Source organism: Pseudomonas sp. 10S5, from assembly GCF_035019745.1.
In the GTDB taxonomy this organism is placed as follows: Bacteria; Pseudomonadota; Gammaproteobacteria; order Pseudomonadales; family Pseudomonadaceae; genus Aquipseudomonas.
This window is the reverse complement of record NZ_JASJVL010000019.1, coordinates 75,449-90,898: the sequence shown is the minus strand read 5'-3', so window position 1 is coordinate 90,898 and position 15,450 is coordinate 75,449. Positions and strand designations below refer to the sequence as shown.

Genomic DNA, 15,450 nt, shown 5'->3' with positions numbered 1-15,450 from the left:
TGCGCGCTGAAATTTCTGATTTTTCATGAGCGCAGCACCACGCCACTGTCGTCTTCCCACCAGACATACACTTCGTCATCCCAAGTCGGTCGTGCACCACGGCGCTCGGCATTGGCCACGAACGACTGAACCAGCTTGCCGCAAGGCAGTTGCACGTAGAACACCGAATGCCCACCTAAGTAAGCGATGTCATGGACTTTGCCCCGAGACCAGTTGTGCTCGCAGGTCGGCATCTCGGTCGTAACCAACAGTTTTTCGGGACGAATCGCGTAGGTGATGCGCTTGTCCTCCACGGACGTACTGATGCCATGGCCGACGTAAATATTGCGTTCCAGTTCCGGGCTTGAGATCAGCGCATGGCCTTCGGCGTCTTCGATCACCTCGCCTTCGAACAAATTCACGTTGCCGATGAATTCACAGACCAAACGGCTGGTGGGGGTTTCGTAGATGTCGATCGGGCTGCCAATCTGCGCAATCCAGCCCAAATGCATGATCGCAATGCGCTGGGCCATGGTCATGGCCTCTTCCTGATCGTGGGTCACCATGATGCAGGTCACGCCGACGCGCTCGATGATTTCCACCAATTCGAGCTGCATGTGCGAACGCAGCTTTTTATCCAGTGCGCCCATCGGTTCATCGAGGAGCAGCAACTTCGGTTTTTTCGCCAACGAGCGCGCCAAGGCCACCCGCTGCCGCTGGCCGCCTGACAGTTGATGCGGTTTACGCTTGGCGTATTCGCTCATCTGCACCAGCTTGAGCATTTCCGCGACACGGGCGTCTATTTCCTGACTGGAAATTTTGTCTTGCTTCAAACCGAAGGCGATGTTCTGCGCCACAGTCATATGCGGGAACAGTGCGTAGGACTGAAACATCATGTTGATCGGCCGCTCGTAAGGCGGCATATCGGTAATGTCGACGCCGTCGAGGTAAATTCGCCCCTCGGTGGGTCGCTCGAAGCCCGCAAGCATACGAAGTAAAGTAGATTTTCCTGAACCAGATCCCCCGAGCAACGCAAAAATTTCGCCCTTGTTGATCTGCAGGGACACATCGTCCACGGCAATCGTCTCGTCGAACTTCTTCGTGACCCGGTCGATTTTGACCAGCACCTGTTTAGGTTGCTGATCACCCTCGAGGGCTTTCTTATAGGCGCCGGAGGCAACTGCCATGTGGTGGAACTCCCAACAAAATTTTCAGCCCGACCAATACAGCCGGGCCCGGATTTTTTATTTGCCCGACTTGACCTTGGTCCAGCTGCGGGTCATCAATCGTTGCACCTTAGGTGGCAATTCAGCACTGACGTAGAGCTTGTCCAGCACCTCTTGCGGTGGGTAAACCGCAGCATCGGTCCGTACCTTTTGATCCATCAGCTTGTCAGCCTTTGGGTTCGGGTTGGCATAACCGACGGTGTCGCTGACCTGGGCGATCACCTCAGGTTTCAGCAAATAGTTGATAAACGCATGGGCCTCTTTGACATTAGGCGCGTCGCTGGGTATCGCGAGCATGTCAAACCACAGATTGCCGCCCTCTTTGGGAATCGCATACGCAATTTTCACACCCCTACCGGCTTCGGCTGCACGGGCCCGCGCCTGGAAAACATCACCGGAAAAACCGGCTGCGACGCAGATGTTCCCGTTAGCAAGATCAGTGATGTATTTCGACGAGTTGAAATAGGTTATATACGGCCGCACCGCCAGCAATTTCGCCTCAGCTTTGGCGTAATCCTTAGGGTCTTCACTGTTCGGTTTCAGGCCCATGTAGTTGAGCACTGCGGGAATCATTTCATCAGCCGAGTCGAGAAAAGCGACGCCGCACTTTGACAGTTTCTTGATGTTTTCCGGCTCGAACAGCATGGCCCAAGAATCGATTTTATCGACACCAAGCACCGCTTTCACTTTATCGACGTTGTAGCCGATGCCGTTGGTGCCCCACAGATAAGGCACAGCGTATTGATTACCCGGATCGTTCTTTTGCAAACGTTTGAGCAGCGCCGGGTCGAGATTTGCATAGTTGGACAACTTGGATTTGTCGAGCTTCTGAAAGGCACCCGCTTTAATCTGCTTGCCTAAAAAATGATTAGACGGCACGACCACGTCGTACCCGGTATGCCCCGCGAGCAATTTGCCTTCGAGGGTCTCGTTGGAATCGAAAACGTCGTACACCGGTTTGATATGAGTAGCCGCTTCAAAATCCACCAGCGTAGTTTCGCCAATGTAATCCGACCAATTATAAATATGCACAGTAGGTGCCGCATAAGCGCTGACCGCCAAGGCCAGGCTTGCTCCCGCCAGCATGGTTTTACGAAATAAAGAAATGCGCATGGGGTGGTCCTTATTGTTAGGCCTTTGCCCGAGATCTGTAGTAGCCAACTTGTTGGCGAAGCGGATTGTCGCGCATACCGCCCCGCCAACAAGTTAGCACCTGCAGAAAGCCGTTATTTACCGGATTTGATGGTGGTCCAGCTGCGTGTCAGCAAGCGCAGCGTGGGTGCTGGCAAATCGCTGATGGCATACAGTTTTGCCTGGATCTCAGCCGGTGGATAAACGCCTGGGTCGCTAGTAATGTCTTTATCAACCAAGGCTGTAGCCGCCGCGTTGCCGTTCGGGAAGTGCACGCTGTTGGTGATGGCCGCCATGATTTCCGGCTTCATGATGAAGTTCATGAATTTGTAAGCCCCTTCAACGTTCTCGGCGTCTTTAGGGATGGCAACCATATCGTAAAAGCTGCCAGCGCCTTCTTTCGGAATCGAGTAGCTGACCTTGACCTTGTCGCCGGCTTCAGCAGCACGGGCTTTGGCCTGATACACGTCACCCGAATAACCGACCGCTACGCAGATGTTGCCGTTGGCCAGGTCGGAGATGTATTTGGAGGAGTGAAAGTACGCCACTGACGGACGAATTTTAAGGAACAGCTGTTCAGCCTTCTTGATCTGGTCCTTGTCTTGGGTGTTGGTCGCGAAACCCAAGTAATGCAGGGCAATCGGCATCATCTCGGTCGGTGAGTCGAGGAAGCTGATACCACAGTCCTTGAGCTTGGCTGCGTTCTCGGGCTTGAACACTAGGTCCCATGAATTCACCGGTGCGTCTGCGCCCAATGCGGCTTTGACTTTCTCGGCGTTGTAACCAATCCCGATCGAACCCCACATGTACGGGAACGCATGCTTATTACCCGGGTCGCTAGCTTTTCCGACCGTGCTTAGCAGACTCTGGTTAAGATTTTTCCAGTTTGGCAGCTTGGACTTGTCCAGTTCCAAATAGACGCCAGCCTTGATCTGCTTTGCCAGGAAGTTGTTGGACGGCACCACGATGTCGTACCCGGATTTACCAGCCAGCAACTTGGCTTCCAGAGTTTCGTTGCTGTCAAAAACGTCATAGACGACTTTGATACCCGACTCTTTTTCAAACTGGGCGATGGTGTCCGGTGCAATGTAGTCCGACCAGTTATAGACGTGTAGTACTTTATCGTCGGCCTGAGCAGCGGCGGCCACCACACCCATAAGGGATAAGGCGAGAAGGGTCTTGCCAAATATTTTCATGCGTGGAGCTCCATTGTTAGAACACTACCGTTAGGTCGCGGTGACTGATTACTGAAACAGTCGGTTGTCTGGCAAGATTTTGGGCGGCCTTCAAGACCGCCGAATCCGCCTTTTCTTTTTTCCGGCTGAGCCTAGCACTTAGCCTTGTAATACATGCAACGTCAGATCAAGGCAGGTGCGCGCCTTGGTGATCAATTCGTCGATTTCGGCAAAACTAATGACCAAGGGGGGCGAAATGATCATGGTGTCACCTACCGCACGCATGATCAGGCCGTTATCAAAGCAGAATGTCCGGCAGATCATGCCAGCACCTTGGCCGACATAACGCTCGCGAGTGGCCTTATCTTTCACCAACTCAATCGCGCCCAACAGTCCAACACCCCGAACCTCACCGACCAGCGGGTGATCATTCAGCTCACGTAAACGCTTTTGCAAATAAGGTGCCGTTTCAGCCTTTACGCGCTCGACGATTTTTTCATCGCGCAAGATTCGAATGTTTTCCAGGGCGACAGCCGCCGCCACCGGATGCCCGGAATAGGTAAAGCCATGATTGAAATCGCCGCCTTCATTAAGCACCTTGACCACTTCGTCGCGCACGATCAGTCCGCCCATGGGGATATATCCCGAGGTCAGGCCTTTGGCGATGGTCATCATGTCCGGCTTGAGATCGTAGAAATCGGACCCGAACCACTCACCGGTGCGACCAAATCCGCAGATCACTTCATCGGCGACGAATAAAATGTCGTACTTGGCGAGAATCTCTTTGATTTTCGGCCAATAGGTTTTAGGCGGAACGATCACGCCGCCCGCGCCCTGAATCGGCTCGGCAATAAAAGCACCCACGTTATTGACGCCCAACTCGATAATCTTCGCTTCCAGTTGTTCGGCGGCCCACACCCCGAACTCGTCCGGACTCATGTCGCCGCCTTCACCGAACCAATACGGCTGAGGAATGTGGACGATGCCCGGAATCGGTAAGTCGCCCTGCTCATGCATATAAGTCATGCCGCCCAAGCTGGCGCCCGCCACTGTCGAGCCGTGATAACCGTTGACCCGACTGATAATGATCTTCTTGCTCGGCTGCCCCTTGATAGCCCAGTAATGACGGACCATACGCAGCATGGTGTCGTTACCTTCCGAACCAGAACCGGTGAAAAACACATGATTCATGCCTTCGGGCGCGATATCGGAAATGGCTTTAGCCAATTCCAGCACCGGCGGGTGGGCGGTTTGGAAGAACAAGTTGTAATAAGGCAGCTCACGCATTTGTTTGCTAGCGGCATCTGCCAGTTCTTCGCGACCATAACCGATGGCGACGCACCAGAGACCGGCCATGCCGTCGAGAATTTTGTGGCCTTCGCTGTCCCACAGGTAAACACCCTTGGCGCGAGTAATAATGCGTGGGCCTTTTTCCTGCAGTTGTTTGTAGTCACTGAACGGCGCTAAGTGATGATCTCGGCTCAGGGCCTGCCATTGGCGCGTTTGTGTTGTGCTGGTACTCATACCGCAATTCTCCGTATTTATCAGACCGCGAACAGCAGGAACTCACGTTCCCAGGAGCTGATCACGCGCTTGAAATTCTCATGCTCGGCACGCTTGACTGCGACGTAACCAACGATGAACTTCTTGCCGAGGTATTTTTCGATAGTCTTGCTGTTTTCCATCCGTTCCAGCGCGTCCTCAATGGTCAGTGGCAGGCGCAGGTTGCGCCGCTCATAACCTCGCCCGACGACCGGCGCACTGGGGTTGATTGCCTCGACCATGCCGATAAAGCCACACAACAGGCTGGCGGCAATCGCCAGATAAGGGTTGGCATCGGCCCCTGGGAGGCGGTTTTCCACACGACGGTTTTGCGGGCCAGCGTCCGGTACGCGCAACCCGACTGTGCGGTTCTCTTCGCCCCACTCCACGTTCACTGGCGCAGAAGTATCGGGCAGAAAACGGCGGAACGAATTTACGTTCGGCGCGAACAACGGCAGCAGTTCAGGGATAAATTTTTGCAGTCCACCGATGTGGCACAAAAACAACTCACTCATCGTCCCGTCTTCATTAGAAAAGATGTTTTTGCCGGTAGCGACATCAATGACGTTCTGATGCAAATGCATCGCGCTGCCCGGCTCTCCGGTCATGGGCTTGGCCATGAAGGTGGCAGCTACATCGTGCTTGAGCGCGGCTTCGCGCATGGTGCGCTTGAACACCAGAATCTGATCCGCCAATGACAATGCATCGCCGTGACGGAAGTTAATTTCCATTTGGGCCGTGCCGTCTTCGTGGATCAACGTATCAAGATCCAGGTTCTGTAACTCACACCAGTCATAAACATCTTCGAACAGCGGATCGAATTCGTTGGCGGCTTCTATAGAGAAGGATTGACGCCCGGTTTCCGGGCGACCGGAGCGGCCTATCGGCGGCTGCAACGGGAAATCGGGATCTTCGCAGCGCTTGGTCAGATAAAACTCCATCTCTGGCGCCACAATGGGCTGCCAGCCTTTGTCGGCATAGAGTTTAAGAACTTTCTTCAATACGTTGCGCGGAGACAACTCAATGGGGTTGCCCTGCTTGTCGTAGGTGTCGTGAATGACTTGGGCGGTAGGCTCGATGGCCCATGGGACAAGAAACACGGCATTTTGATCGGGGCGGCAGATCATGTCGATGTCGGCCGGGTCCAGCAGTTCGTAATAGATGTCATCTTCGACATAATCACCGGTGACCGTCTGCAGCAACACGCTCTCCGGCAGCCGCATGCCTTTTTCGGCGATGAATTTATTAGTGGGTGAAATCTTGCCACGAGTGATCCCGGTGAGGTCGCTGATCATGCATTCGACTTCGGTGATCTTGTGCTCTTTCAACCAATCCGTGAGCTGATCGAGGTTGTTACTCATAAATACCTCATGGGTCATAAAACCTGGGCCCGATGAGGACTCAGGCACGTTTTAACGCGTCTGCGTCGCGTAGTTTCGCCCGCGCTCGACAGGCATCGCCAAATGCCTGAAAGATCGCAAGGTAGTTCGGATTCGAGGTGACCTGCCATTCAGGGTGCCATTGCACGCCCAACGCAAAACTTAAGCCTGCCTCGACCGAAATCGCTTCAATCAGCCCATCCGGCGCCAGCGCTTCGACGCGCAAGCCAAGCCCCAGACGCTCAACGCCCTGTCCGTGAATCGAGTTGACTTCGATTTCACTCGGTAAGCCGAGAGCTGCAAGAACGCCGCCTGGCTGGATATACATCGTATGACTGGGACCGTATTGGACGTCGAGCGGATCGTCACTTTGCTCACGATGGTCCATGAACGTTCCGACTTCATGAACCTGCTGGTGCAGGCTCCCGCCGAACGCGACATTCATTTCTTGAAAGCCTCGGCAGATACCCAATATCGGTACGCCCGCGGCCACAGCTGCACGAATCAACGGTAAGGTGGTGCGATCGCGTTCAGGATCATGATCAGTGCCTGGCAAACTGGCTGGGCCGCCGTAGTGATAGGGCTCGACATTGGAGGGCGACCCGGTAAACAGGAGCCCATCAAGACTGGAAAGAAGGTCGGCAGGGTCGAGTAATTCGGCCAGTGAAGGCAGGATCAGTGGCAGGCCCTTAGCAGCAAGAGCGACTGCGTGTACATATTTGTCACCACTGATGTGATAACTGTGCAGACCAATCTGCTTAGTGCAGGCGGTCACGCCGATTAACGGCAGGCGAGACATGGGACCCCCGGTATTATTGCTATTTTGGGTTGCAATCGAGCTTAGCCTTGTTCATTTTTTTACACAACACCCCCGTAAAAAATAGAACACAGCCCGCTCAAGCCCGCATATCCCATGAACTTAGATACGCTTTTTTTGCCCTAAATTGCCGCAAAAAGCCCCCTCCAGTGCTTTTTTGGGGCAAAAAAAGGCTCTATTGACTTCATCATGGCTTTCGGATTGACTGAAACCCGCAACGCTCGATGATTGATATTTTTAACAACAAAGGTGTTTCATCATGTCGGTACCCCCGCGTGCCGTTCAGCTTAACGAAGCGAACGCGTTCCTTAAGGAACATCCTGAGGTTCTGTACGTCGACCTTCTGATTGCAGATATGAATGGTGTAGTGCGCGGTAAGCGCATAGAACGCACCAGCCTCCATAAGGTTTACGAGAAAGGCATTAACTTGCCTGCCTCTCTGTTTGCCCTGGACATCAATGGCTCGACGGTAGAAAGCACCGGTCTGGGTCTGGATATCGGTGATGCTGACCGAATCTGTTATCCAATCCCCGGCACTCTCTGCAACGAACCTTGGCAAAAGCGCCCTACTGCGCAGTTGCTGATGACCATGCACGAAATAGAAGGCGAACCCTTCTTTGCCGACCCCCGCGAAGTTCTGCGTCAGGTCGTCAGCAAGTTCGATGAAATGGGCCTGACTATTTGCGCCGCGTTCGAACTTGAGTTCTACCTGATCGATCAGGAGAACGTGAACGGTCGTCCCCAGCCACCGCGCTCGCCGATTTCTGGCAAACGCCCTCATTCGACTCAGGTTTACCTGATCGACGACCTCGACGAATACGTTGACTGCCTCCAGGACGTTCTGGAAGGTGCCAAAGAACAAGGCATTCCGGCTGACGCCATCGTCAAGGAAAGTGCCCCGGCGCAGTTCGAAGTGAACTTGCACCATGTCGCTGACCCAATCAAAGCGTGCGATTACGCGGTGCTACTTAAGCGCTTGATCAAAAACATCGCCTACGACCACGAAATGGACTCGACCTTTATGGCCAAACCCTATCCGGGTCAGGCAGGTAACGGTTTACACGTCCATATCTCGATTCTTGATCGCGATGGCAAAAACATCTTTACCAGCGAGGATCCCGAGCAGAACGCCGCGTTACGCCACGCGATCGGCGGTGTGCTCGAGACCCTACCGGCGTCGATGGCGTTCTTGTGCCCGAACGTCAACTCCTACCGTCGTTTTGGTGCACAGTTTTATGTGCCTAACTCGCCGTGCTGGGGCCTGGATAACCGGACTGTCGCCTTGCGCGTACCAACCGGATCGGCAGACGCTGTACGTATCGAACACCGGGTAGCCGGTGCCGATGCCAACCCTTACTTACTGCTGGCCTCCGTGCTGGCGGGCGTGCACCACGGCTTGACCAACAAGATCGAGCCAGGCGCACCCGTGGAAGGCAACTCCTACGAGCAGAACGAACAAAGCCTGCCCAACAACTTGCGCGATGCCCTGCGCGAGCTGGACGACAGTGAAATCATGGCGCGCTATATCGATCCGAAATACATCGATATCTTCGTCGCCTGCAAGGAAAGCGAGCTGGAAGAGTTCGAACACTCCATCTCCGACCTTGAGTACAACTGGTACCTGCACACGGTGTAACGCTGTGCCGTAAAAAAGAACGCCGTCGGCCTTATGGGCTTGCGGCGTTTTTTGTCGTCCCGAGCTGGGAGACCAATGTGTCGCGTACAATCCCCGCTGCCCCTGCACCGGAAATCATCCATGACTCGCCCCGTCACCGCCCGCAAACCCCGCGCTCGCAGCCAAGCCCGTATCGATTCGATTCTCGACGCCGCCCGCACGCTGCTTGCCACCGAAGGCGTGGCCAGTTTGTCGATTTACTTGGTGGCCGAACGCGCGCAGATTCCACCATCGTCGGTGTATCACTTTTTCGCCAGCGTTCCAGCCCTGCTCGAAGCCTTGACCGCCGATATCCATGCGGCCTTCCGCGCCTGCCTACAAGCGCCCATAGCGCACGATCAGCTCAGCAGCTGGCATGACTTGTCGCGCTTGGTTGAACTTCGAATGTTGAGCATCTACAGCGCCGATGCCGCCGCCCGCCAATTGATCCTCGCGCAACACGGCCTGACCGAGGTGACCCAAGCCGACCGTCAGCACGACATTGAGCTGGGCCACCTAATGCAGGAGCTTTTCAACCGGCATTTCCAGCTTCCGGCGATGCCTGTCGACGTTGATGTTTTTGCCTTGGCGATGGAACTGGGTGACCGGGTCTATGCGCGCTCGATACAGTTGCACAACGAGATCACGCCGCGTTTAGCTGAAGAAGGCATGCGTGTGTTCGACGCTTACTTAGGGCTGTATTTGCCACCTTATCTGCCCAAGCGGGAGTCGCTTGACAGCTGACTCACTGGCCGGATCTTCCCGGTGCTTGCGTCTCAGCTCGTTGGCACGATGAAACTCTGAGTTGTCGGCTCTCGATAACCCGTACCAAGAGCAAAACAGGAATGCAGATATCTAAAGGCCGAGCTTGTTTGCTATCGGCCCTTTTAAAACACGAAACTGCTAACGATTAGGTTGTGGGGTCAAGCGCAAGTAAGGGGTGACTGCGGTGTAACCCTTGGGAAAGCGCTGCTTGATTTCGTCTTCATCCTTGATTGACGGCACAATTACCACATCATCTCCATCCTGCCAATTTGCGGGGGTCGCGACCTTGTAGTTATCGGTCAATTGCAGCGAGTCAATTACTCGCAGAATTTCATGAAAATTACGTCCCGTGCTGGCGGGGTAAGTGATGGTCAGCCGAATTTTTTTATTCGGATCAATCACGAACAGAGAGCGCACGGTCAGGGTGTCATTGGCATTGGGATGGATCAGGTCGTACAGGTCTGAGACTCTACGATCAGCGTCCGCCAAGATAGGAAAATTGACCGAGGTGTTTTGGGTGCGATTAATGTCATCAATCCATTTCACATGAGAATCGACGGGATCAACTGAGAGCGCGATGGCCTTCACATTGCGCTTGGCGAACTCATCTTTGAGCTTGGCGGTGAACCCCAACTCCGTGGTGCACACCGGGGTGAAATCTGCCGGGTGTGAAAACAAAACGCCCCAACTGTCGCCTAACCAATCATGAAATCGAATGTCTCCTTCGCTGGATTCCTGCTCGAAATCGGGGGCAATGTCGCCAAGTCTTAAGCTCATTATTAAATCCTCTTGATTAATAGTTAGCTAACTCTGCCCCTCGGCTCTGAGTTTCAATAAGAATTAATATCGATGTAGTTAGAATATTTTGGAATAACTTAAATTTTCAACACGTTTTTTACGAATAACATTACTAGAGCCCAATGAAACTTTCACATATGTCAGTAAACGGGGGGTTATTTTTCACACCTGTTTCACCTCCCATTTACGTATGCCTCGGCATACTTTACGCACAACGTTGGTAAAGCCGGATTCCTCACCTAAGTTTTACCAATCTGACCGTTGATTACGTTTCATCCAAAGATCCACAAACCAAATCTAGCAAGCTTCCAGTGTTGCAGGGTCAGCTCAATGCAGTTCCGGGTAAGGCTTTCCCGCTTCTGCGTTCCGGCAGGCTTCGCCAATCCTTCAAAAATAATTCCCGGTTTTGGGCTTGGCTCTATCTGGGCTTCGTCGTGTTAGTGGGGACTTTACTGTGTCTGGTCCTGTCATCTTTACGAATGTGCCAAACGTCAGTGCTGCAATCGCATCGAATTCAATTGGATCATTACTCGCCGTACATCAAATCTCACGCATTAAAAAGCCCCGCACGAGGGCGGGGCTTCTTCAACTCGCTACGGTCAAAAGAAAGCGTAGGTGTAGTTGAAGATCAGACGAGTCTGATCGGTGCTACGGGTGCCGCCGTTACCAACAGTTGTATCACCACCAACATGGTAGCTACCGGTCCGCAGAGTGGTACCGAAGCCTTTCAGGTAACCAGTCTGAATCACGTAGTCGATACGCGCATCACGTTCCCACTCGGAGAAAGTCTGGCTGCTGCCAGCGAGAGAGCTCTTGATGTCATCACCCTTGAGGTAGGTGATCGAGGCTTTCAGGCCAGGAACGCCGATGCGGGAGAAATCATAAGCATACTGCGCGAACTTGGTTTTCTCACCGGCACGGATGAAGCCGTTGACCATAGAGTCAGTGAACAGATAGAAACTGGTGCCGCCGTTGTCTTCGCTGTTCAGCGCGCCGGCAGGTTTGCCGTCAGTGCTCACGTTACCTTGGTTCAGCAGAACGAAACCGCCGCTGTCACTAACACTCTGGTAACCGGCCAGGAACGAATTGCCGCCCAACTGGTAAGTGAAGATTGAGCTCCAGGTTTTGTTGTTAACTTCGCCTGCGTTGTCCGCGTAGCCACCGTTGTTGTTGAACGCGTAACCAGCGGTGCCGCTGCTGTTTTTACCGGCAGACCGGCTATTGAAGTAACGCAGGTCAGTCTTGAACGACTGATCATTACCCAACGGTAGGACGTGAACCAAGCCCAAGAAGTCTTGTTTGTAGAAGTCTTCCAGGTTTGCGTGGTAGTACTGCAAAGTCAGGTCTTTAGTGACCTTCCAATCGCCACCCGCGAAACGGAACTGGTTGCTGTTGTTGTAGGCACCAGCAACCGACAGGCCGGTGCTGTTGGTCGATGCACGACCAGTGGAGTGTTCCAGCTGACCAGCAACCAATGTCACGTTATCGATGTCTTTGGACGTGATGATGCCACCGTCAAAGTTTTGCGGCATTGCACGGCTGTCGTTCGACAGCAAAATTGGCAGTTGTGGGGCCAAAGCGCCACCAACGTGCAATTCGGTTTTCGAGTAACGGAACTTAACGTTTGCGTCGCCCCGAGCCAAGTCATCTACAGCCGAGCCGTCGTGCTCGCTTGGCCAGAAAGAGTTACCTGTAGCAGGGTGGTGACCTGAGCCGCCATCAAGGTGTAGACCGTAGAGCATCTGGGCGTCAACACCAACACCAATGGTGCCTGGAGTGAAACCTGAGATGTAGTCAAGCTTCAGAACTTCACCGGTTTCACGCTGGTTGTTCTGAGTAACGGACGGCGCGTGGTTGTCGTTCTCGTAGTAAAACGTACGGGAACTGAGATTAAGTTTGCTGTCTTCCAGGAATCCCGCAGCGCCTGCTTGTTGGGCCAATACGCCAACAGCGATAGCCAGCGCTAAGCTTGACTTGTTCATGTTTTGCTCCTCAACGTTCTAATTCTTGTGTTCCAAGGCTTGGGGATCTGACGCCCCTTCCACCACGGATGTGCGAATAGCACTAAAGTGTGACCATCAAGTCAACACAATACTGTCATCTACCGACCTTGGTCTAATGCCTCTCCAAATCTTGGATGGAGATTAAATAATATTTCATTATTCGAAAAAGAATTGTTTCGCTCTTTTTCAGACCAAAATGGAATATTAAACCGCATCTACCAAACCAATAGCGCTTTGTCGCCATTAGAATCCACTTTTATTCAGATAAAGAATAAAAGCATCATCACTTATAACTAAATCACGATTCTCATCAAGAAAACCGTGACGTGGACCTTATTAATGGCTCATGAGTAGCGTATCGGGCTCTGAGCACTTAAAAGACATCAACAGAAATTTCTCAAATTAAAGTTACAGTTTGTGTATTTCCTACAAATTTTTTTGCGTGAGTGACGCCGCTGGCATCGGTCTATCAAAGCCTGCGAGCACTGCTAAAATAGCGAGAGCCCTAAAAATGCATCAATTTAGTGTCTAGCGTGCTTTCGATGCTCACATTACGTGCGAAAACAATTTTGAAAGCATCTGGCCGACCTGATGCTCGTCCAGCAGAAACGACCAAAAACGGCTAGAAACTCACGCCATCATGCCCCTCCAAATAGAAACCAGCTTTTATCAAGCGCGTAATTAAAAACTGGCACGCACCCTGCAATAATTTATTTAACATTAGAAGCAGCCCAGTTTTGGGGACCTTGGTACAGGCAGGCCGGGGATTCCCCTCTTTTATTCTTGTCGGAGACTGATCTCTAGTCTCCAGCGCCCGCCCACTTTCGTACCGTGCCAGTCACCGTGCAAAGGGCGGGCTGCTAACAGGTTGAGCAACAACCCCCCATCCGCACGTTGCACTTTCCAGCGAACATCTTTGCCACTCAATTTGAACTCGCCTTTTTGCGATTTCCCTTGCGCATTGAATAGCATTGCCAGCGAACCCGACACCTGCTCAAACTGCACTTTCGGTTCATCGCTAAACCACAACACCAGACCGTTATCAATCGGTTCAATCTGCTTTAGCTCCAGCGGATCGGGCGCTGTCAGCCGACCGATCATCAAGCCGACCATCACACCCACAATGGCCATCGAGCCGAGCACCTTCGGCCAGAGTTTCGGTCTCGGATCCTCTTCGGGGTTAGAATGCTGCCCGCCTTTCAATTCGGAGCCGTGCATGTTTCACGTCATCCTTTTTCAACCAGAAATTCCGCCGAATACCGGCAATATAATCAGGCTGTGCGCCAACAGTGGCTGCACCCTGCATTTGATTGAGCCATTGGGTTTTGAGTTGGACGACAAGCGTCTGCGCCGCGCGGGGCTCGATTACCATGAGTACGCTAACCTACAGACCCATGCTGATTTGCCGAGCTGTCTTGAAAGTATCGGCCATCCTCGCCTGTTTGCTTTTACCACAAAAGGCTCGCGGCTCTTTCACCATGCACGGTTTGAAAAAGGCGACGCATTTCTTTTCGGCCCGGAAAGCCGCGGCTTGCCCACTGATATTCTTGACTCCCTCTCAAGCGACCACCGCTTACGCTTGCCGATGCGCGAAGGCTGCCGCAGTTTGAATCTGTCGAATACAGTGGCGGTTGCAGTATATGAAGCATGGCGCCAGATGGATTTCGCTTGAAAATCTCGGTCTTGGGCAACTGCACGAACTCGGACCTGCAAAACACCGCTTAAAAAAACAATAAAAAAGCGCCTCGAAAGGCGCTTTTTCAGTTCAACCTACCGCTTATTGCACGGTTGGGGTTTCGCCAGACTCCTGCATGCGGGACAACTCTTGCGCGTACAGCGCATCAAAGTTGACCGGAGCCAGCATCAGTGCAGGGAATGAACCGCGCACGACGAGACTGTCGATGGTTTCACGCGCATACGGGAACAGGATGTTCGGACAAAACGCGCCAAGCGTGTGGCTCATGCCCGCCGGGTCCAGACCCTTGATCAAGAAGATACCTGCTTGCTGAACTTCCACGATAAAGGCTACTTCGTCGCCGTTATTGACGGTAACTGACAGCGTCAGAACAACTTCGTAGAAATCGCCCTCCAGCGGCTTCTGACGAGTGTTCAAATCCAGGGCAACACTTGGCGACCACTCCTGGCGAAAGATCGCCGGGCTTTTTGGTGCTTCGAAAGATAAGTCACGCACGTAGATTCGCTGCAAGGAAAATTGCGGAGCTTCAGCGTCTTCTGCTACAGCGCTGTTAGTCGATTGATCGGTCATGTCAGGTCCTTCTTAATAAGGTTCTGTAGGGTTTCGGATTCAAGCCTGAAGCAGCGCGTCGAGCTTACCGGCACGCTCTAGGGCAAACAAATCATCGCAACCACCCACGTGGTTTGCGCCGATCCAGATTTGCGGGACGGAAGTACGTCCGGCTTTCTGTGTCATTTCAGCGCGAAGCTGTGGCTTGCCATCGACTCTGACTTCTTCGAAGGCAACACCTTTGCTTTCCAGCAGTTGCTTGGCGCGCATGCAGTAGGGGCACCAATCGCTCGAATAGACGATGACATCAGCCATATCACTTCACCAGAGGGAGGTTGTCGGAACGCCAAGTGGCAATACCGCCAGACAACTTGGCTGCGGTAAAACCTGTCTTGAGCAATTCGCGGGCGGTAGTGCCAGCGTGCTGACCCTGAGCGTCAACGATAATAAGGGTCTTGGCCTTGTGTTTTTCTAACTCGGCAATCCGAGAAATCACCTTGTCTTGCGGGAAGCTGAGGGCGCCAACAATATGCCCAGCCAAGAAGTCTTTGGCTGGACGGACGTCGATAACCACGCCCTGATCATTGTTGACCAGCGACGTCAGCTCGCGAGTGCTGAGGCTGCGACCACCTTTGCTGATCTCTGTCGCGATCAACAGCGCCAGCAGAATGGCGAAGGCGCCAGCCAGCAAATAGTGGTTAGTGGCAAATTCAATCAGATGAGCAACCATCAGTAG

General features: G+C 53.1%; 15 protein-coding genes. 3 read left to right on the top strand and 12 right to left on the bottom strand.

Annotated elements, in window-relative coordinates; all coding sequences use genetic code 11:
- Positions 1-23: 23 nt before the first annotated feature.
- From potA to QN378_RS19215, 6 genes are all read right to left on the bottom strand, one after another.
- A complete protein-coding gene (potA, locus tag QN378_RS19240) occupies positions 24-1,166 on the bottom strand; it encodes a polyamine ABC transporter ATP-binding protein (protein WP_322206335.1) in 1,143 nt (380 codons plus the stop codon).
- Positions 1,167-1,223: 57 nt separating this feature from the next.
- Positions 1,224-2,318: a polyamine ABC transporter substrate-binding protein gene (locus QN378_RS19235; protein ID WP_322206334.1), complete on the bottom strand. Its 1,095-nt coding sequence runs from the start codon at positions 2,316-2,318 to the stop codon at positions 1,224-1,226.
- A 113-nt stretch (positions 2,319-2,431) separates the two neighbouring features.
- Positions 2,432-3,532: a polyamine ABC transporter substrate-binding protein gene (locus QN378_RS19230; protein WP_322206333.1), complete on the bottom strand. Its 1,101-nt coding sequence runs from the start codon at positions 3,530-3,532 to the stop codon at positions 2,432-2,434.
- A gap of 138 nt (positions 3,533-3,670) precedes the next feature.
- A complete protein-coding gene (locus QN378_RS19225) occupies positions 3,671-5,035 on the bottom strand; it encodes an aspartate aminotransferase family protein (protein WP_322206332.1) in 1,365 nt (454 codons plus the stop codon).
- 20 nt (positions 5,036-5,055) lie between these two features.
- Positions 5,056-6,414: a glutamine synthetase family protein gene (locus QN378_RS19220; protein ID WP_323550844.1), complete on the bottom strand. Its 1,359-nt coding sequence runs from the start codon at positions 6,412-6,414 to the stop codon at positions 5,056-5,058.
- 40 nt (positions 6,415-6,454) lie between these two features.
- Complete coding sequence (locus QN378_RS19215; RefSeq protein ID WP_322206330.1) at positions 6,455-7,231, bottom strand: gamma-glutamyl-gamma-aminobutyrate hydrolase family protein; 777 nt, start codon at positions 7,229-7,231, stop codon at positions 6,455-6,457.
- A 277-nt stretch (positions 7,232-7,508) separates the two neighbouring features.
- Here QN378_RS19215 and QN378_RS19210 point away from each other — a divergent pair, with 277 nt between their 5' ends.
- Together QN378_RS19210 and QN378_RS19205 are read left to right on the top strand one after the other, a co-directional pair.
- Positions 7,509-8,885 carry a glutamine synthetase family protein gene (locus tag QN378_RS19210; protein WP_322206329.1) on the top strand — a complete coding sequence of 459 codons (1,377 nt, stop codon included), beginning with the start codon at positions 7,509-7,511 and terminating at the stop codon, positions 8,883-8,885.
- Between the two features lie 120 nt (positions 8,886-9,005).
- A complete protein-coding gene (locus tag QN378_RS19205; RefSeq protein ID WP_322206328.1) occupies positions 9,006-9,647 on the top strand; it encodes a TetR/AcrR family transcriptional regulator in 642 nt (213 codons plus the stop codon).
- A gap of 159 nt (positions 9,648-9,806) precedes the next feature.
- Here the strand turns inward: QN378_RS19205 and QN378_RS19200 are convergent, their stop codons facing one another.
- The 3 genes from QN378_RS19200 to QN378_RS19190 all read right to left on the bottom strand — a co-directional run bounded on the left by QN378_RS19200 (position 9,807) and on the right by QN378_RS19190 (position 13,687).
- Positions 9,807-10,445, bottom strand: a complete 639-nt coding sequence (locus tag QN378_RS19200; protein ID WP_322206327.1) for a peroxiredoxin — start codon at positions 10,443-10,445, stop codon at positions 9,807-9,809.
- Between the two features lie 620 nt (positions 10,446-11,065).
- Positions 11,066-12,448 carry an OprD family outer membrane porin gene (locus tag QN378_RS19195; RefSeq protein ID WP_322206326.1) on the bottom strand — a complete coding sequence of 461 codons (1,383 nt, stop codon included), beginning with the start codon at positions 12,446-12,448 and terminating at the stop codon, positions 11,066-11,068.
- Positions 12,449-13,246: 798 nt separating this feature from the next.
- Positions 13,247-13,687: a hypothetical protein gene (locus QN378_RS19190; RefSeq protein ID WP_323550843.1), complete on the bottom strand. Its 441-nt coding sequence runs from the start codon at positions 13,685-13,687 to the stop codon at positions 13,247-13,249.
- Between QN378_RS19190 and trmL the strand changes: the two genes are divergently transcribed.
- Positions 13,686-14,141: a tRNA (uridine(34)/cytosine(34)/5-carboxymethylaminomethyluridine(34)-2'-O)-methyltransferase TrmL gene (trmL, locus tag QN378_RS19185; RefSeq protein WP_322206324.1), complete on the top strand. Its 456-nt coding sequence runs from the start codon at positions 13,686-13,688 to the stop codon at positions 14,139-14,141. The genes QN378_RS19190 and trmL overlap by 2 nt on opposite strands.
- Before the next feature lie 105 nt (positions 14,142-14,246).
- Here trmL and secB read toward each other — a convergent pair whose 3' ends face one another.
- The 3 genes from secB to QN378_RS19170 are packed head-to-tail and all read right to left on the bottom strand — an operon-like array spanning position 14,247 to position 15,444.
- The gene (secB, locus tag QN378_RS19180) at positions 14,247-14,735 is read right to left on the bottom strand and encodes a protein-export chaperone SecB (protein WP_322206323.1); all 489 of its coding nucleotides are present in this window, start codon (positions 14,733-14,735) and stop codon (positions 14,247-14,249) included.
- 39 nt (positions 14,736-14,774) lie between these two features.
- Positions 14,775-15,029, bottom strand: coding sequence for a glutaredoxin 3 (gene grxC / locus QN378_RS19175; protein ID WP_322206322.1), 255 nt, complete (start codon positions 15,027-15,029; stop codon positions 14,775-14,777).
- A 1-nt stretch (position 15,030) separates the two neighbouring features.
- A complete protein-coding gene (locus tag QN378_RS19170) occupies positions 15,031-15,444 on the bottom strand; it encodes a rhodanese-like domain-containing protein (RefSeq protein WP_322206321.1) in 414 nt (137 codons plus the stop codon).
- Positions 15,445-15,450 lie beyond the last annotated feature (6 nt).